The organism is Streptomyces fradiae (assembly GCF_041270065.1).
Classification (GTDB): Bacteria; Actinomycetota; Actinomycetes; order Streptomycetales; family Streptomycetaceae; genus Streptomyces.
The window spans coordinates 936699-953126 of sequence record NZ_CP065958.1 but is presented as its reverse complement, the minus strand read 5'-3'; the positions used below and the strand labels follow the sequence as shown (position 1 = coordinate 953126).

Sequence of the window (16428 nt, the reverse complement as noted above, 5' to 3'; positions counted from 1 at the left end):
ACACCGTGATCCCCGGCGAGATCCTCTACGGGGACGGGCCGGTGACCCTCAACGAGGGCCGCCCCGTCACCCGCCTCACCGTCCTCAACGCCGCCGACCGGCCCGTCCAGGTCGGCTCCCACTACCACTTCGCCGAGGCCAACCCCGGCCTCGACTTCGACCGCGCCGCCGCCCGCGGACTGCGCCTGAACATCGCCGCGGGCACCGCCGTCCGCTTCGAGCCGGGCATCCCCGTAGAGGTCGAGCTGGTGCCGGTGGCCGGCCGCCGGATCGTGCCCGGACTGCGCGGCGAGACCGCCGGACAGCTGGACGAGACCGTCGGACCCCTTGACGACGCCGAGACCGAGGGAGGCGACCGTGCCTGAGCTGCACCGCGCCGCGTACGCCGACCTGTTCGGACCCACCACCGGCGACCGGATCCGGCTCGCCGACACCGACCTGCTCGTCGAGATCGAGGAGGACCGCTCCGGCGGTCCCGGCCGGGCCGGCGAGGAAGCCGTCTTCGGCGGCGGCAAGGTCATCCGCGAGTCCATGGGCCAGTCCCGGACCACCCGGGCCGAGGGCGCCCCCGACACCGTGATCACCGGCGCCGTCGTCATCGACCACTGGGGCGTCGTCAAGGCCGACATCGGCATCCGCGACGGCCGCATCACCGCCCTCGGCAAGGCCGGCAACCCCGACACCATGGACGGGGTGCACCCGGAGCTCGTCATCGGCCCCGAGACCGAGGTGATCGTCGGCAACGGCCGGATCGTCACCGCCGGAGCCGTCGACACCCATGTCCACTTCATCTCGCCGACCGTCGTCGACCAGGCCCTCGCCACCGGCGTGACCACCCTCGTCGGCGGCGGCACCGGACCCGCCGAGGGCACCAAGGCCACCACCGTCACCCCCGGACCCTGGCACACGGCCCGGATGTTCGAGGCCCTGGACACCTTCCCGGTCAACATCGGCCTGCTCGGCAAGGGCAACACCATGTCCCGGGAGGCCATGCACTCCCAACTGCGCGGCGGCGCCCTCGGGTTCAAGATCCACGAGGACTGGGGCGCCACCCCGGCCGTCATCGACGCCTGTCTGAGCGTCTGCGACGAGACCGGCGCCCAACTCGCCATCCACACCGACACCTTGAACGAGGCCGGCTTCGTCGGCGACACCCTCGCCGCCATCGCCGGCCGCACCATCCACGCGTACCACACCGAGGGCGCGGGCGGCGGACACGCGCCCGACATCATCACCGTGGTCTCCGAGCCGCACGTGCTGCCCAGCTCGACCAACCCCACCCGGCCGCACACCGTCAACACCATCGAGGAACACCTCGACATGCTGATGGTCTGTCACCACCTCAACCCGGCCGTCCCCGAGGACCTGGCCTTCGCCGAGTCCCGGATCCGGCCCTCGACCATCGCCGCCGAGGACATCCTGCACGACCTGGGCGCGATCTCGATCATCTCCTCCGACTCCCAGGCCATGGGCCGGATCGGCGAGGTGATCATGCGGACCTGGCAGACCGCCCACGTCATGAAGAAGCGGCGCGGCGCGTTGCCCGGCGACGGCGCCGCCGACAACCACCGGGCCCGCCGCTATGTCGCCAAGTACACGATCAACCCGGCCGTCGCCCAGGGCATGGGCCACCTCATCGGCTCTGTCGAACCCGGCAAGCTCGCCGACCTGGTGCTGTGGGAGCCCGCCTTCTTCGGCGTCAAGCCGCTCGTCGTCCTCAAGGGCGGCCAGATCGCGTACGCGCAGATGGGCGACGCCAACGCCTCCATCCCCACCCCCCAACCCGTGCTGCCCCGGCCCATGTTCGGCGCCCTCGGCAGGGCGGCCGCCGCGGGCTCCGTCAACTTCGTCGCCGAGGCGGCGATCGAGGACGACCTGCCGCAGAAGCTCGCTCTGCACAAGGAGTTCACCCCGATCCGCTCCACCCGCCGGACCACCAAGGCCGACATGCGCGAGAACGACGCCCTGCCCCGGGTCGAGGTCGACGCCGACACCTTCACGGTGACCATCGACGGCGAACCGGTCGAACCGGCACCCGCCGCCGAACTCCCCATGGCCCAGCGTTACTTCCTCTTCTGATGACGCGCTCGGCTCTCCTCGTGCTCGCCGACGGGCGGTTCCCCGCCGGCGGGCACGCGCACTCCGGCGGCGCCGAGGCCGCCGTCAAGGCCGGCCGCATCCGCGATGCCGCCGGGTTCGAAGCCTTCTGCCGCGGCCGGCTGCACACCACCGGCCTCACCACGGCCGCCCTCGCCGCCGCCGCGGCCCTCGGCGCCGAACCGTACGCCCTCGACGAGGCCGCCGACGCCCGCACCCCGTCGCCCGCCCTGCGCGCCGCGAGCCGGCGGCTCGGGCGGCAGCTGATGCGGGCCGCCCTCGCCGCCTGGCCCGGACCCGAACTCGACGGCCTGGCCGCCGCGTTCCCGCGCGGCGCCCACCAGCCGATCGTCCTCGGCACCACCGCGCGGGCCGCCGGGCTCGGCCCCGAGGACGCCGCGCACTGCGTCGCGTACGAGACGGTCGGCGGCCCCGCGACCGCGGTGGTGCGGCTGCTCGGCCTCGACCCCTTCCAGGCCACCGCCGTGCTCGCCCGGCTCGCCCCGGAGCTCGACCGGGTGGCGGCCCGCGCCGCCCAGGCCGCCCACCTCGCACTCACCGAAGGCCCGGACGCGCTGCCCGCCGCGTCCGCACCGCTGCTCGACCTCACCGCCGAACAGCACGCGGCCTGGCCCGTCCGCCTCTTCGCCTCCTGAGAACCCCGGAGTCCACCACCATGCACCTCGACCACTCCCACGACCACGGCACCGCCGTCTCCGCCGACGCCCACCGGCCCGACGGCACCCGCCGCGCCCTGCGCATCGGCCTCGGCGGCCCCGTCGGCTCCGGCAAGACCGCCACCGTCGCCGCCCTCTGCCGGGCCCTGCGCGACACCCTCTCCCTCGCCGTCGTCACCAACGACATCTACACCCGCGAGGACGCCGAGTTCCTGCTCCGCGAGGCCGTCCTGCCGCCCGAGCGGATCACCGCCGTCGAGACCGGCGCCTGCCCGCACACCGCCATCCGCGACGACATCTCCGCCAACCTCGAAGCCGTCGAGGACCTGGAGGACAGCGTCGGCCCGCTCGACCTCGTCCTCGTCGAGTCCGGCGGCGACAACCTCACCGCCACCTTCTCCAAGGGCCTCGTCGACGCCCAGATCTTCGTCATCGACGTGGCCGGCGGCGACGACATCCCGCGCAAGGGCGGCCCCGGCGTCACCACCGCCGACCTGCTCGTGATCAACAAGACCGACCTCGCCCCGTACGTCGGCTCCGACCTGGAGCGGATGGCCCGCGACGCCAAGGAACAGCGCGGCGAACTGCCCGTCGCCTTCACCTCGCTCCGCTCCGAGCAGGGCGTCGCGCCCGTCGCCGACTGGGTCCGCGAGCGGCTCGCCGCGTGGACCGCGTGAACGACCGTACGGCCCTGACCGCGAGCGCGCGGATCGCCGCCGCCGCCGACGGCTCCCTGCCCGTCCTGGAGAGCGACGGACCGCTCGCCCTCCGCCGCACCCGCGCCACCGGCCCGCACGGCCCGTCCGGCCCGTACACCCGGGTCACCGTCGTCGGCGCGATGAGCGCCCCGCTGGGCGGCGACCGGCTCCGCCTGGACGCGGAGGTACGGGACGGGGCGCGGCTGCTCGTCGACTCCGCCGCCGCGACCGTCGCCCTGCCCGGCCGGACCGGCGCCCCCGCCTCGTACGAGATCGGGCTCACCGTCGGCGCCGGTGCCGAACTGCGCTGGCTGCCCGAACAGTTGGTGTGCGCCACCGGCTCCGTGCTGCGGATGCGCACCACGGTCGACCTCGACCCCACCGCCCGGCTCATCCTCCGCGAGGAACAGATCCTCGGCCGGCACCAGGAGGAACCCGGCACCCTCGCGACCCGGCTCTCCGTCCGGCGCGCCGGACGCCCGCTGTTCGACCAGGAACTCGGCTGCGGGCCCGGCGCCCCGGCCGGCTGGGACGGCCCCGCCGTCCTCGCCGGACACCGCGCCACCGGACAACTCCTCGTCGTCGACCCGGAGTTCGCCGACAAGCCGGTCGGCACCCGGCTGCTCGGCGAGCACGCGGTGCTCGCCCCGCTGGCCGGCCCCGCCGCGCTCGTCACCGCCGTCGCCCCGGACGCCCTGGCCCTGCGCCGGGTCCTCGACGAGGCTCTGCGCGTACTCGTCCCGTTCTGAGCCAGATTGCGAACCCAGTTCGGGGGTTCACCTCTGAGCGGGACACCGGTCACCGCTTATCGGTTCGGCAAAGAACACGTGTACGCCCTTTAACCCGAGGCCCCGTTGACGCGAGGATCCCCCGGACGACCCACACGGCGCTGTCAAGGGGGCGGCGCCTATTGAGGGGGAGGAACCACTTGCGACGTAGTGCAGTGCTCGGCTCGGCCGGCACTCTCATAGCGGGCACGCTGATGGCGACCGCGCTCGCCGCTCCGGCGGCCAGCGCGCAGAGCCGCCACGGCGGCGACGACGAGGCCCGCGGCGCTGCCGTGGCCGCCGCCCGCGCGGCGAAGGCCGGCATCGACTGGCAGGACTGCCCCGCCGACTGGGGCCTGGAGAAGCCCATCCAGTGCGGCTGGGTCACCGTCCCGGTCGACTACACCAAGCCCAACGGCAAGCAGATCAAGCTCGCCGTCGACCGCACCCGCGCCACCGGCACGCCCCAGGAGAAGCAGGGCGCCCTGCTCTACAACCCGGGCGGCCCCGGCGGCTCCGGACTGCGCTTCCCGCGCCGGGTCACGACCAAGGCCCCGCTCTGGGTGAACACCGCCAAGGCCTACGACTTCGTCGGCTTCGACCCGCGCGGCGTCGGCCACTCGGCGCCCATCTCCTGCGTCGACCCGGCCGAGTTCGTCAAGGGCCCCAAGGCCGACCCGGTCCCGGACAGCGAGGCCGACAAGCTCGCCCAGCGCAAGCTGGCCGCCGAGTACGCCAAGGGCTGCGCCGAGAAGAGCGGCGACATGCTGCCCTACATGACGACCCGGAACACCGCCCGTGACCTGGACGTCATCCGCGCCGCGCTCGGCGAGAAGAAGCTCAACTTCATCGGCGTCTCCTACGGCACCTACCTCGGCGCCGTCTACGGCACCCTGTACCCGGACCACGTGCGCCGCATGATCGTGGACAGCGTGGTGGACCCGTCGAAGAAGGAGATCTGGTACGGGGCCAACCTGAACCAGGACATCGCCTTCGAGGGCCGCCTCAAGGACTGGATGACCTGGGTCGCCCAGCACGACGACGCCTTCCACCTCGGCAAGACCTACGCCGAGGTGCAGCAGCAGTGGGTGACCCTGCGCGCCGCCGCCAAGAAGGAGCCGCTCGGCGGCAAGGTCGGCCCGGCCGAGCTCATCGGCTTCTTCCAGAACGCCCCGTACTACGACTCCATGTGGGTCCCGGTCGCGGAGGCCTGGAGCGCCTACGCCGCGGGCGACCCGCAGCCGCTGATCGACTCGGCCGCCTCGGACCCCACCGACACCGCGGGCAACATCTCCTCGGAGAACGGCAACGCGGTCTACACGGCCGTCGAGTGCGCCGACGCGCCCTGGCCGACCAGCTGGAAGAAGTGGGACCGGGACAACTCCCGCCTGCACGAGCAGTACCCGTTCATGACCTGGGCCAACGCCTGGATGAACCTGCCCTGCGCCACCTGGTCCGCGCCGCGCCAGCGGCCGACCGAGGTGAAGACGGGCAAGGGCCTGCCGCCGGTGCTCATCGTCCAGTCCGAGCGTGACGCCGCCACCCCGTACGCCGGCGCCGTCGAGCTGCACAAGCGCTTCAAGGGCTCGCGCCTCATCACCGAGAAGAACGCCGGCTCGCACGGCGTCACCAACCTGGTGAACGCCTGCATCAACCCGCGGGTCGAGACGTACCTGCTGACCGGCAAGGTCGACAGCCGCGACGTGACGTGCGAGCCGCACGCCACGCCGAAGCCGTAACACCCTGACGAAGCGAAGGGGTCGGTCGCCGTCCGGCGACCGACCCCTTCGCCGTCGAATCCGCCGTCAGCGCCGGGCGGCCAGCCAGGCGTCCTCGGCCGCGTAGTCGAAGAAGTCGATCCCGTACTTCACCAGGCCGGGGAAGGCCTCCCGCCAGTCCTGCTCCGCGACCGTCGCGGCCAGGAACTCGATCGTGCCGGGCAGCGACTCCGCGTACGTCGCCACCACCGGCCGGTAGCCCAACTCCCGCTCCGCCGCCGCCATGTCGAGGACCACCGAGTGCGGAGCGGTCCACGGCGTGCAGCCGACCCAGTCCTTCCCGGGCGGCCCGTCGAACGGGATCGTCTCGCTGGTCACCCCCATCGCCGCGTCGATCGCCGCACCGATCTCGGCGACCGTCGGCGCCTCCGGGTCCGCCCCGTTGAGCACCCGTGTGCCCGGCTTCGACGCGGCGAGCCGGATCAGCTCGGCCAGGTTGTCGACGTGCGCCGGATGGAACACGGACCGGCCGCCCTCGGCCAGGATCCGCACCGGTCGCCCGTCCAACGCCCGCTTCACGAACCACAGTTCGCGCGGACCCGGGCTGTACGGGCCGTGCACGGCCGCCGCCCTGAGCACCGTCGTCGGCAGTTTCCCGCCCGCCCCGAGCAGCTCCCGCTCCAGGGCCACCTTCCGGGTGCCGTACGAGGAGTCGCCCGGCGCGACCGTCCGCCAGGTCTCCGGGATCGGCACCGGGTACCGCGGGAAGCCGTCCGGCTCGTCCTGCGTGTCGAAGTTCCGCCCCTGCTCGTCCTCGTAGACCGCGCCGCTGGAGATCACCACCGCGGAACCGATCCGGTCCGCCAGGCCCGTCAGCTGCCGCCCGTGCGCGGCGTCGAAGGCCACGACGTCCACCAGGACGTCCGTTCCGGCGCCGAGCGCCGCCGCGAGCGCTCCCTCCTCACCGCGGTCCACCCGCACCGTCCGGACCTCGTCCGGCCACTTCTCGTCCCGCACGCCCCGGCGCGAGCCGGCGGTCACCTCCCATCCGTCCGCGACGAGCGCACGCACGGCCGCCCGTCCGATCTGTCCCGTCGCTCCCAGCACGAACGCGTTTCCCTTGGTCATGCGGGGGACGCTACGGCCCGCCGGCGGACCCGCCCAGCCGCTTTCGCCGTGCGCGGATCCGCCGACAGCGTGCGCCGATCGGGAACTTCCCGCCCGGGAACCTCCCGGGCGGCAACCGCCCGTGAGGCCGGGGCCGTCAGGAGCTCCCGGCCGCCTTGACCTTCGCCGCGTACTCGTCCACGTACTCCTGCCCGGACAGCCGCATGATCGCGTACATGATCTCGTCGGTGACCGCGCGGACCGCGGCCTTCTCGCCGGCGAGGCCCGCGTAGCGGGAGAAGTCCAGCGGCTCGCCGAAGCGGATGGTGACCCGGCGGATCCGCGGCAGCACCCGGCCCGGCGGCTGGATCTCGAAGGTGCCGACCATCGCGCACGGCACCACCTTCACCCCGGCCGTCAGGGCCATCACCGCGACCCCCACCTTGCCCTTGTACAGGCGCCCGTCGTGCGAGCGGGTGCCCTCCGGGTAGATGCCGAGCAGCTCGTCCTTCGCGAGCACGCCGAGGCCCTCGCGGATCGCCGCCCGGCCGGCCTCCCGGCCCGAGCGGTCCACCGGGATCTGGCCCGCGCTGCGGAAGAACGCGGCCGTCAGCCGGCCCTTCAGACCCGGCCCCGTGAAGTACTCCTGTTTCGCCAGGAAGGTGATCCGGCGGCTCAGCACCACCGGCATCAGGAAGTGGTCCGAGAAGGACAGATGGTTCCCGGCGACGATCGCCGCACCCTCCTCCGGGACGTGCTCCAGACCCTCCACCCGCGGCCGGAAGAGCAGCTTGAGCAGCGGCCCGAGCAGCGCGTGCTTCAGCACGTAGTAGAACATCCAAGACCCCCTTTTCCTGCCTTTGTAACCAAGGCCGCCCGCGTGGTCCACTGGTGGGGAGGAGCGGGATCCATGACAGGCGCGCGCGGGCACAGGCGTCCCGGCGCCGCCGCCACCGCCGCCGTGCTGTGCGCCGTGACGGCCGCCGGTCTGTACGGCTGCTCCGGCTCGGGCCCGTCGGAGCCCCGCCCGACCCCGACGCCCACCCCCGCGCCCACCACCCCGCCCGCCGGCACCTCACCGCTCACCGGGCTGCCCGCCCGGTCCGGGCCCGTGCTCGCGGTGAAGATCGACAACGTGCCCGCGGCCCGCCCGCACACCGGGCTCACCGGCGCCGACCTCGTCTACGTCGAGCAGGTCGAGTCCGGCCAGACCCGCCTCATGGCCGTCTATTCGTCGCGGACCCCGGAGCTCGTCGGCCCGGTCCGCAGCGCCCGCGAGTCCGACCTCGCCCTGCTGCGCCAGTTCGGCAGCCCGGTCCTCGCCTACTCGGGCGCCCAGAGCGCCCTCACCCCGCTGCTGAAGGCCGCGCCGCTGCACCTGGTCTCCGAGGGCACCACCCCCGGCGCCTTCCTGCGCGATCCCGCCCGCAGCGCCCCGCACAACCTGTACCTGCGGCCCGCCCGCGCGCTGGCCGCCGCACCGAACGCCACCCACGCCAAGGACATCGGCTTCCGCTTCGGTGCCGCCCCGCAGGGCGGCGAACCGGTCAACAGCCGCACCGTGCGCTTCCCCGCCGTCCGCTACACCTTCACCTGGGCGCCCGCCGCGAAGGCCTGGCACGTCGCCATGGACGGGCGTCCGGACGGGCCGCTCGCCCCGGCCACCGTCGTGGTGCAGCACATCACCGTGCGGTCCTCGCGCTTCCACGACTTCCTGGGCGCAGTCTCCCCGTACAGCGTGACCACCGGTTCCGGTACGGCGGAGGTGCTGCGCGACGGGCGGGCGTACCCGGCCCGCTGGAGCCGGCCGGACGCGGACCGGGGCACGGCCTTCACCACCCCGGCGGGCGCGCCGCTGAACTTCGCGCCGGGCCAGGTGTGGGTGCTGCTCACAGGGACGCGGTGAGCCTCAGGAGTGTTCCGGGGCCTCAGGCGTGCGGTTTCGGACGGCCGGGCGGTACGGGCCGGGCGTGCGGCTCGCCGGCGTCCGCGGCGGCCATCCCGATGGTGGCCACGCCGAGCACCACCCAGCCGAACCAGAGCCAGCCGCTGCTGCCGAGCGCCACCGTGTAGGTGGTGATCAGCACCAGGGCGGCGAAGGTGATCACACCCATCGTCTTCGTGGGACCGGACATCATCGCTCCGCCCTCCTCCACCTCCCGCCCATCGTGACCCCGGAGGAGGGGCGTGCGCCAGACCTCGGACGCGCTGTCGTGCGCCCGTCGCACGCTGTGTCCGGAACTACCGCGTGTACGGAACTGCCGCCGGGCGGTCACTGCCCGCGCGCCTGGAGCGAGGCCAGATACGCGTTGTACGCCTCCAGCTCCTTGTCGCCGTCCCGGTCCGCGGCCCGGTCCTTGCGGACCGCCTGCCGCTGCTCGGAGTGGTACCACTGGTAGACGAGCGCGATCAGCACCAGGACCGAGGGGATCTCGCTGAACGCCCAGGCGATGCCGCCGGCCGCGTGCTGGTCGTCGAGGGCGTCGATGCCGAGCGAGACCGGCGGGTTCGTGTACACCTTCACCAGCGGCTCCGAGGCCATCATCATCGCGATGCCGAAGAAGGCGTGGAACGGCATGCCGGCGAACAGCTCCAGCATCCGCATCACATAGCCCGGCCGGTGCGGGCCCGGGTCCACGCCCATGATCGGCCAGAAGAAGACCAGGCCCACGGCGAGGAAGTGGACCATCATCCCGACGTGACCCGCCTTCGAGCCCATCAGGAAGTCGAAGAGCGGCGAGAAGTACAGCGCGTAGAGGCTCGCGATGAACATCGAGATGGTGAACGCCGGGTGCGTGACGATCCGCATGTAGCGGCTGTGCAGCAGCTTGAGCAGCAGTTCGCGCGGGCCGGTGGACCCGCGGCCGGCCACCGGCAGCGCCCGCAGCGCCAGCGTCACCGGCGCGCCGAGCAGCAGCAGGATCGGCGACAGCATGGAGATCACCATGTGCTGCACCATGTGCACGCTGAACATGACCATGCCGTAGTCGTTCAGCTTGGTGCACATCACCAGCGCGATGGTCAGCACGCCCACCGTGAAGAACACCGTCCGGCTCACCGGCCAGGCGTCCCCGCGCCTCCGCAGCCGCGCCACGCCCCAGCCGTAGAGGCCGAGACCGGCGACACAGCTGATCAGGAAGAACAGGTCGGGAGAGAACTCCAGGCCCCGCCCCAGCGTGAACGGCGGCAGATCCATGGGCATGCCGTGCCCGCTGTGATCCATCTATCTACTCCTGGCGCCCGATTCGCGCTGTTGTCGCGCTTGATGTCCGGACCAGACTAGAACCGCCCCCGGCCGCGATCGCGACCGGGGGCGGTTCGTGGCGCGCGGACCCCGCGCCGGGAGGGAGTCAGAGCACGTTCTCGGCCTCGGCGTAGCGGTCGGCCGGGACCGTCTTCAGGGTCTCCACGGCCTGCGCCAGCGGGACCAGCTCGATGTCCGTGCCGCGCAGCGCCGTCAGCTTGCCGAAGTCGCCGCGGTGCGCCGCCTCGACCGCGTGCCAGCCGAAGCGGGTCGCCAGGACCCGGTCGTACGCGGTGGGGGTGCCGCCGCGCTGCACGTGGCCGAGGATCACCGGGCGGGCCTCCTTGCCGAGCCGCCGCTCCAGCTCCACGGAGAGCTGGTTGGCCACACCGGTGAAGCGCTCGTGGCCGTAGATGTCGGTGCCGGCGGTCTTGAAGTCCATCGAGCCGCCCTCGCGCGGCTTCGCGCCCTCGGCGACCACGACGATCGCGAAGCGCTTGCCGTCCTCGAAGCGGGCGCCGACCCGGGCGGTCAGCTCGTCGATGTCGAAGGGCCGCTCGGGCACCACGATGGCGTGCGCGCCGGCCGCCATGCCGGACTGCAGCGCGATCCAGCCGGTGTGCCGGCCCATCACCTCGACGACCAGACAGCGCTGGTGGGACTCGGCGGTGGTCTTCAGCCGGTCCAGGGCCTCGGTGGCGACGGTCACGGCGGTGTCGAAGCCGAAGGTGACGTCGGTGGAGGCGATGTCGTTGTCGATGGTCTTCGGGACGCCCACGATCGGCAGCCCGGCCTCGGAGAGCAGGTTCGCCGCCTTCAGGGTGCCCTCGCCGCCGATCGGGATGATCGCGTCGATGCCCAGGTCGGCGACATGGCCCTTGGCCCGCTCGACCCCGTCGACGAGATGGGCCGGCTGGACCCGGGACGAGCCGAGGATGGTGCCGCCGCGGGCGAGGATGCCGCCCACCGCGTCCAGGTCCAGCTTGCGGTAGTCCGCCTCCAGGAGGCCCTTCCAGCCGTCGTGGAAGCCGATGACCTCGTCACCGTGGTCGACGACGGCGCGGTGCACGACGGACCGGATGACGGCGTTCAGACCGGGACAGTCTCCGCCGGAGGTGAGCACACCAATGCGCATAGCCCAAAAACCTTTGCAACGTGGGCCGACTCCCGGACCACGTCGTCCGGCTGGATCCCCGCCACCCTATCGGTGGAAAGTGGCGGGGCCGAACCGGATGTCCGCAGATTGGACACCGTCTTTACTTACGAATCCAATGTGCGCTAGCCCGCTCAGACGTGCGGGCCTGGCGGGGCGTCAGGCGGGCTGAGAGGCCGCCGCGATGCGCTCGGCGCGCAGCGCCTCGTACCACCGGTCGTCGGTCGGCGGCAGCGCGTTGACATCGAGCGCCAGCTTCAGCATCAGGTCCGCGATCTGCGGGTTCCGCGCCATGACCGGGCCGTGCATGTACGTGCCGAAGACCGTGTCGTTGTACGCGCCCTCGGTGCCGTCGCCGGTGCCGTTGCCGTTGCCGAACACGGTCCGGGCGAACGGGCGGGCGGTCGGGCCGAGGTGGGTGACGCCCTGGTGGTTCTCGAACCCGGTGAGCTGGGGCAGGCCGAGCCGCGGGTCGATGTCGGCGAGCACGTCGCCGACGCAGCGGGCGCCCTCGCCGCGGACCGTGGTGACGTCGAGCAGGCCGAGGCCCGGCTCGCGCTCGCCCAGGTCGTTGATGAACTCGTGGCCCAGGATCTGGTAGCCGGCGCACACCGAGAAGATGATCGCGCCGTTGGCCGCCGCCCGGTTCAGCCCGCCGTCGCGGCGCAGCCGCTCGGCCGCGAGCCGCTGCGGACGGTCCTCGCCGCCGCCGACCAGGTAGATGTCGCCGGAGGTCGGGATGGGCTGGTCGCTGCGCACGTCGAGGCGCTCGACGCTGAGCCCGCGCTGCCGGGCGCGGCGCTCGACGACGAGGACGTTGCCCTGGTCGCCGTAGGTGCTGAGGAGGTCCGGGTAGACCCAGACCACCCGCAGGCTGCTGTCACTCATGCTGCAAGTCCTTCTGCGAGTCGTGTCGGGGCCGGGGTCAGTTGCCGACGCGGCGGCGGACGTCCTGGAAGGCCGTGTAGTTGGCGATCAGCTCGATCTGCCCGGGCGGGGCCACCGTGACGGCCTCGTCGAGGGTCTCGCAGACGCGGAAGTCCACGCCCGCGACCTCGAGGCGCACGGCCAGGTCGAGCTTGCGGTCGCCGATCACCATGATCGGGTGGCCGGCCAGGCGTCCGTAGTCCACGTCCCACAGCCAGGAGGTGTCGGTGCCGTCGGCGCCGCGGGCGTTGACGGAGAGGATCACCGGGGCCGGCGGCTGGTCGATCAGGGAAAACGTTTCGAGCCAGCCGGCCGGGTTCTTGGCCAGGAGCAGCCGCAGCTCGCGGCCCTGGAAGGTGACCACGTCATAGCGGCCGGCGACGGCCTGCACCTGGTACATGCGCTCAAGGGCGACCTGCGGCGGCACCCCGAAGACCGCGGCGACCGCGGCGGAGGTGGCGGCGTTGGCCTTGTTGGCGCGGCCGGGCAGCTGGAGCCGGATCGGCCAGGCGGAGCCGTGCGGGTCGAGGACGTGGTCGCCGTTGAGCGCCCAGCTGGGGGCGGGGCGGCGGAAGCCGCACTCGCCGCAGAACCAGTCGTCGCCGGGGCGCTGCAGCACACCGCCGCAGGCGGGGCAGGACCAGGCGTCGTCCTTCCACTCCTGCCCGACGGCCACCCACACCACGTTGGGGGAGGAGGACGCGGCCCAGACGATCAGCGGGTCGTCGGCGTTGGCGATGATCACGGCCTTGCTGCCGTTGAGACCCTCGCGCCACTTCTCGGCGAGCATCCGGGTCTCGGCGGCGCGGTCGAGCTGGTCGCGCGAGAGGTTGAGCAGCGCGATCGCCTTGGGCGAGGTGTCCCGGGCCACACCGGCCAGGTACTTCTCGTCGACCTCGATCACGGCGTACTTCGACTCCGAGCCGCCGGCCAGGGCGGAGGTGATGCCGGCGGGCATGTTGGCGCCGAGCGCGTTCGACACGACCGGGCCCGCGGCCCGCAGGGCCTCGGCGATCAGGCGCGTCGTGGTCGTCTTGCCGTTGGTCGCCGAGACGAGCACGACATCGAGGTGCTGCGCGAGCTGTCCCAGCAGATCGGGGTCGAGCTTCAGCGCCACCCGGCCGCCGATCACCGATCCGCTGCCGCGGCCGGCCGCCCGCGACACCGCGGCGGCGGCCTTGCCCGCGGTCACGGCGAGCTTGGCGCGCGCCGACAGCGGCTCTGGATTAGCGGCGTTCCCTGACATCGTCCTTGTTCCTCCTTGCGTCGGTCCGGGCTCAGCCTATCGAGATCCGGCCAGCAGCCCGAACCGCGGCACCGCCGACCAGCCATGTCGACCCCTGAACGTACCCTTGCGCCCATGCGAAACCGCCCGATCCCCGGCAGTTCCGGCCGCGTCCGGGGGATGACCCTGCTCGGCGCCCCCGTGCTGCACGCCCCCTGCGCGCCCGTGACCGACTTCGGCCCGGAACTCGCCCGGCTCGTCGAGGACATGTTCGCGACGATGTACGCGGCGAACGGCGTCGGCCTCGCCGCCAACCAGGTGGGCGAGGGGCTGCGGGTCTTCGTCTACGACTGCCCGGACGACGAGGACGTCCGGCATCTGGGCCATGTGGTGAACCCGCGCCTGGTCGAGGCCGACGGCGACGTGTTCCGCGGCCCCGAGGGCTGTCTGTCCCTCCCGGGCCTGGAGGCCCCGACCCCGCGCTACGACCACGCGGTCGTCGAGGGCGTCACGGTGGACGGCTCCCCGGTCCGCGTCGAGGGCACCGGCTTCTTCGCCCGCTGCCTCCAGCACGAGTGCGACCACCTGGCGGGCGGGGTCTACGCGGACCTGGTGACGGGCTGGTCGCGGCGCAAGCTGCTGCGGAAGATCCGCAAGGAGCCCTGGGGCACGAAGGGCGTGGAGGCGCTGGGCGAACCGAGCCCTTAGAAACCGGGCCCGTCCGCTCGGTCGTCCGCCATCGCCAGACGGCCCCAGAGGATGTCCGCGAGGCTGCGGACGAGTTCGGCGCGGGAGCAGGGGCGTTCGCCGAGCCACCAGTCGCCGGCCGCGTGCATCATGCCGACGATGCCGTGGCCCCAGATGCGGGCCTGGGCCTCGCCGCCGGGGCCGAGGTCGATGCGCTCGGCGATGACCTGGCCCAGCTCCTCGCCCATGCGGCGCAGCAGCGGCGCGGAGTGCCGGCCGACGTCGAAGCCCTGCTCGGCCTGGTGCGGCTCCTCGGCCGGGTGCATGAGGAAGCGGTAGACCTGCGGCATCGCCTCGATGGAGGCGAGGTACGTGTCGAGGGTCGACTCGACCCGCTGCCGCCGGTCCGCCGGCGCGTCGAGCGCGGCCCGCAGGGCCGAGAGCAGGGCGTCGGTGTGGCGGGTGGCGAGGGCGCGGTAGAGGCCGCCCTTGTCGCCGAAGTGGCGGTAGAGGATCGGCTTGGTGATCCCCGCCTCGGCGGCGATCGCGTTCATCGAGGCCTGCGGGCCGTCGCGGAGCACCACGCGGTCCGCCGCCTCCAGCAGTTCCCGTCGCCGTTGGTCGGCCGGCTTCTGCTGGTCGGTGGTGCTCCGGTGTGTGGTGGTCATCAGCGTGTCTCCCCGCCCGTACGAAATTCCTGAGGCTGTCGCAACGTAACACCCGAGCGGCACCCGGTGCCGTCCGGCCGGTGTCGGAGAGGGCCCGTCAGGAACTGCTCCGTTGCTGGTTGACAGCCTGTACCCGTCGGTAACAAAATGCTGTTACCGCAAGTAACACACCGCCGGGAGGGATCATGGCCGAGTTCACGCTCGAACTCAACGACGACCAGAAGCAGGTGCGCGACTGGCTCCACGGCTTCGCCGCCGACGTGATGCGCCCCGCGGCGGCCGAGTGGGACGAGCGTGAGGAGACCCCCTGGCCGATCATCCAGGAGGCCGCCAAGCTCGGAATCTACTCCCTCGACTTCTACGCGCAGCAGTTCTTCGACCCGACCGGTCTCGGCATCCCGATGGCCATGGAGGAGCTCTTCTGGGGCGACGCCGGCATCGCGCTGTCGATCGTCGGCACCGGCCTCGCCGCCGTCGGCGTCCTCGCCAACGGCACCGAGGAGCAGATCGGCACCTGGGTCCCGCAGATGTACGGCGACGCCGACGACGTCAAGGTCGCCGCCTTCTGCTCCTCCGAGCCCGACGCCGGTTCGGACGTCGCCTCCATGCGCACCCGTGCCGTCTACGACGAGGCCAAGGACGAGTGGGTGCTCAACGGCACCAAGACCTGGGCGACCAACGGCGGCATCGCCAACGTGCATGTCGTCGTCGCCGTCGTCGACCCCGAGCTCGGCTCCAAGGGCCATGCCTCCTTCATCGTGCCGCCGAACACCCCCGGCCTCTCCCAGGGCCAGAAGTTCCAGAAGCACGGCATCCGCGCCTCGCACACCGCCGAGGTCGTCCTGGAGAACGTCCGGGTCCCCGGCCACTGTCTGCTCGGCGGCAAGGAGAAGCTCGACGAGCGCCTCGCCCGGGCCCGCGAGCGCGCCAAGCAGGCCGGCAACGGGGAGCGCGTGAAGAACGCGGCGATGGCCACCTTCGAGGCCTCCCGCCCCGCCGTCGGCGCCATGGCCGTCGGCACCGCCCGCGCCGCGTACGAGGTCGCCCTCGACTACGCCAAGACGCGCGAGCAGTTCGGCCGCCCGATCATCGACAACCAGGGTGTCGCCTTCCAGCTCGCCGACATGCGCACCCAGATCGACGCCGCCCGCCTCCTGGTCTGGCGCGCCTCCTGGATGGCCACCGCCGGCAAGCCCTTCACCTCCGCCGAGGGCTCGATGTCCAAGCTGTACGCGAGCGAGGTCGCCAAGAAGGTCACCGCCCAGGCCATCCAGATCCTCGGCGGCAACGGCTACACCCGCGAGTACCCGGTCGAGCGGATGCACCGCGACGCCGCCATCTACACCATCTTCGAGGGCACGAGCGAGATCCAGCGCCTGGTCATCGCCCGCACCCTCTCCGGCATGCCGATCCGCTGACCCGCTGACCGCGGCACGCCGCGCACCGGCCCCCGGGGAGTC

17 protein-coding genes are annotated in these 16428 nt (G+C 72.6%); 9 read left to right on the top strand and 8 right to left on the bottom strand.

Going from position 1 to position 16428, the window contains the following annotated elements; all coding sequences use genetic code 11:
* The first annotated feature begins 5 nt into the window (after positions 1-5).
* From JAO84_RS04195 to JAO84_RS04170, 6 genes are all read left to right on the top strand, one after another.
* Positions 6-365, top strand: a complete 360-nt coding sequence (locus JAO84_RS04195) for an urease subunit beta (protein WP_370410512.1) — start codon at positions 6-8, stop codon at positions 363-365.
* Positions 358-2079 carry an urease subunit alpha gene (locus JAO84_RS04190; protein WP_370410510.1) on the top strand — a complete coding sequence of 574 codons (1722 nt, stop codon included), beginning with the start codon at positions 358-360 and terminating at the stop codon, positions 2077-2079. Before JAO84_RS04195 ends, JAO84_RS04190 begins: the two co-directional genes overlap by 8 nt.
* Positions 2079-2753, top strand: coding sequence for an urease accessory protein UreF (locus JAO84_RS04185; protein ID WP_370410508.1), 675 nt, complete (start codon positions 2079-2081; stop codon positions 2751-2753). Before JAO84_RS04190 ends, JAO84_RS04185 begins: the two co-directional genes overlap by 1 nt.
* Before the next feature lie 20 nt (positions 2754-2773).
* Entirely contained in the window at positions 2774-3451 is a 678-nt protein-coding gene (ureG, locus tag JAO84_RS04180) for an urease accessory protein UreG (protein WP_370410506.1), read from the top strand.
* Positions 3439-4221 (top strand): urease accessory protein UreD, encoded by a 783-nt coding sequence (locus JAO84_RS04175; protein WP_370410504.1) that lies wholly within the window; start codon positions 3439-3441, stop codon positions 4219-4221. The genes ureG and JAO84_RS04175 overlap by 13 nt, the downstream gene beginning before the upstream one ends.
* Before the next feature lie 179 nt (positions 4222-4400).
* Positions 4401-5978, top strand: coding sequence for an alpha/beta hydrolase (locus JAO84_RS04170; RefSeq protein WP_370410502.1), 1578 nt, complete (start codon positions 4401-4403; stop codon positions 5976-5978).
* A gap of 66 nt (positions 5979-6044) precedes the next feature.
* Here JAO84_RS04170 and JAO84_RS04165 read toward each other — a convergent pair whose 3' ends face one another.
* Both JAO84_RS04165 and JAO84_RS04160 read right to left on the bottom strand, forming a co-directional pair.
* The gene (locus tag JAO84_RS04165; RefSeq protein ID WP_370410500.1) at positions 6045-7085 is read right to left on the bottom strand and encodes an NAD-dependent epimerase/dehydratase family protein; all 1041 of its coding nucleotides are present in this window, start codon (positions 7083-7085) and stop codon (positions 6045-6047) included.
* A gap of 136 nt (positions 7086-7221) precedes the next feature.
* The gene (locus tag JAO84_RS04160) at positions 7222-7902 is read right to left on the bottom strand and encodes a lysophospholipid acyltransferase family protein (RefSeq protein WP_370410498.1); all 681 of its coding nucleotides are present in this window, start codon (positions 7900-7902) and stop codon (positions 7222-7224) included.
* Between the two features lie 72 nt (positions 7903-7974).
* On the opposite strand from JAO84_RS04160, the gene JAO84_RS04155 reads away from it, so the two are divergent.
* Positions 7975-8970 carry a DUF3048 domain-containing protein gene (locus JAO84_RS04155; protein WP_370410496.1) on the top strand — a complete coding sequence of 332 codons (996 nt, stop codon included), beginning with the start codon at positions 7975-7977 and terminating at the stop codon, positions 8968-8970.
* A gap of 22 nt (positions 8971-8992) precedes the next feature.
* On the opposite strand, the gene JAO84_RS04150 is transcribed toward JAO84_RS04155, so the two are convergent.
* The 5 genes from JAO84_RS04150 to JAO84_RS04130 all read right to left on the bottom strand — a co-directional run bounded on the left by JAO84_RS04150 (position 8993) and on the right by JAO84_RS04130 (position 13634).
* Positions 8993-9202 carry a hypothetical protein gene (locus tag JAO84_RS04150; protein WP_265866894.1) on the bottom strand — a complete coding sequence of 70 codons (210 nt, stop codon included), beginning with the start codon at positions 9200-9202 and terminating at the stop codon, positions 8993-8995.
* Positions 9203-9336: 134 nt separating this feature from the next.
* Positions 9337-10287 carry a cytochrome c oxidase assembly protein gene (locus tag JAO84_RS04145; RefSeq protein ID WP_370410494.1) on the bottom strand — a complete coding sequence of 317 codons (951 nt, stop codon included), beginning with the start codon at positions 10285-10287 and terminating at the stop codon, positions 9337-9339.
* Between the two features lie 127 nt (positions 10288-10414).
* A complete protein-coding gene (locus JAO84_RS04140; protein ID WP_370410493.1) occupies positions 10415-11443 on the bottom strand; it encodes a 6-phosphofructokinase in 1029 nt (342 codons plus the stop codon).
* A 177-nt stretch (positions 11444-11620) separates the two neighbouring features.
* Positions 11621-12349: a type 1 glutamine amidotransferase gene (locus tag JAO84_RS04135; RefSeq protein ID WP_265866769.1), complete on the bottom strand. Its 729-nt coding sequence runs from the start codon at positions 12347-12349 to the stop codon at positions 11621-11623.
* Positions 12350-12386: 37 nt separating this feature from the next.
* Positions 12387-13634, bottom strand: a complete 1248-nt coding sequence (locus JAO84_RS04130; RefSeq protein ID WP_265866768.1) for a Mur ligase family protein — start codon at positions 13632-13634, stop codon at positions 12387-12389.
* Between the two features lie 114 nt (positions 13635-13748).
* Between JAO84_RS04130 and def the strand changes: the two genes are divergently transcribed.
* Positions 13749-14321 (top strand): peptide deformylase, encoded by a 573-nt coding sequence (gene def, locus JAO84_RS04125; protein ID WP_370410490.1) that lies wholly within the window; start codon positions 13749-13751, stop codon positions 14319-14321.
* On the opposite strand, the gene JAO84_RS04120 is transcribed toward def, so the two are convergent.
* On the bottom strand, positions 14318-14968 hold the full coding sequence (locus tag JAO84_RS04120; protein WP_370410488.1) for a TetR family transcriptional regulator: 651 nt from the start codon (positions 14966-14968) through the stop codon (positions 14318-14320). The genes def and JAO84_RS04120 overlap by 4 nt on opposite strands.
* 185 nt (positions 14969-15153) lie before the next feature.
* On the opposite strand from JAO84_RS04120, the gene JAO84_RS04115 reads away from it, so the two are divergent.
* Entirely contained in the window at positions 15154-16386 is a 1233-nt protein-coding gene (locus tag JAO84_RS04115) for an acyl-CoA dehydrogenase family protein (protein ID WP_265866764.1), read from the top strand.
* Positions 16387-16428 lie beyond the last annotated feature (42 nt).

What these genes read in the sequence shown, in the direction of transcription:
- JAO84_RS04140 (WP_370410493.1), bottom strand. Translation starts at nt 11,443, where the DNA reads ATGCGCATTGGTGTGCTCACCTCCGGCGGAGACTGTCCCGGTCTGAAC.
- JAO84_RS04165 (WP_370410500.1), bottom strand. Translation starts at nt 7,085, where the DNA reads ATGACCAAGGGAAACGCGTTCGTGCTGGGAGCGACGGGACAGATCGGA.
- JAO84_RS04160 (WP_370410498.1), bottom strand. Translation starts at nt 7,902, where the DNA reads ATGTTCTACTACGTGCTGAAGCACGCGCTGCTCGGGCCGCTGCTCAAG.
- JAO84_RS04155 (WP_370410496.1), top strand. Translation starts at nt 7,975, where the DNA reads ATGACAGGCGCGCGCGGGCACAGGCGTCCCGGCGCCGCCGCCACCGCC.
- JAO84_RS04130 (WP_265866768.1), bottom strand. Translation starts at nt 13,634, where the DNA reads ATGTCAGGGAACGCCGCTAATCCAGAGCCGCTGTCGGCGCGCGCCAAG.
- JAO84_RS04185 (WP_370410508.1), top strand. Translation starts at nt 2,079, where the DNA reads ATGACGCGCTCGGCTCTCCTCGTGCTCGCCGACGGGCGGTTCCCCGCC.
- JAO84_RS04135 (WP_265866769.1), bottom strand. Translation starts at nt 12,349, where the DNA reads ATGAGTGACAGCAGCCTGCGGGTGGTCTGGGTCTACCCGGACCTCCTC.
- JAO84_RS04115 (WP_265866764.1), top strand. Translation starts at nt 15,154, where the DNA reads ATGGCCGAGTTCACGCTCGAACTCAACGACGACCAGAAGCAGGTGCGC.
- ureG (WP_370410506.1), top strand. Translation starts at nt 2,774, where the DNA reads ATGCACCTCGACCACTCCCACGACCACGGCACCGCCGTCTCCGCCGAC.
- JAO84_RS04120 (WP_370410488.1), bottom strand. Translation starts at nt 14,968, where the DNA reads ATGACCACCACACACCGGAGCACCACCGACCAGCAGAAGCCGGCCGAC.
- JAO84_RS04150 (WP_265866894.1), bottom strand. Translation starts at nt 9,202, where the DNA reads ATGATGTCCGGTCCCACGAAGACGATGGGTGTGATCACCTTCGCCGCC.
- JAO84_RS04145 (WP_370410494.1), bottom strand. Translation starts at nt 10,287, where the DNA reads ATGGATCACAGCGGGCACGGCATGCCCATGGATCTGCCGCCGTTCACG.
- def (WP_370410490.1), top strand. Translation starts at nt 13,749, where the DNA reads ATGCGAAACCGCCCGATCCCCGGCAGTTCCGGCCGCGTCCGGGGGATG.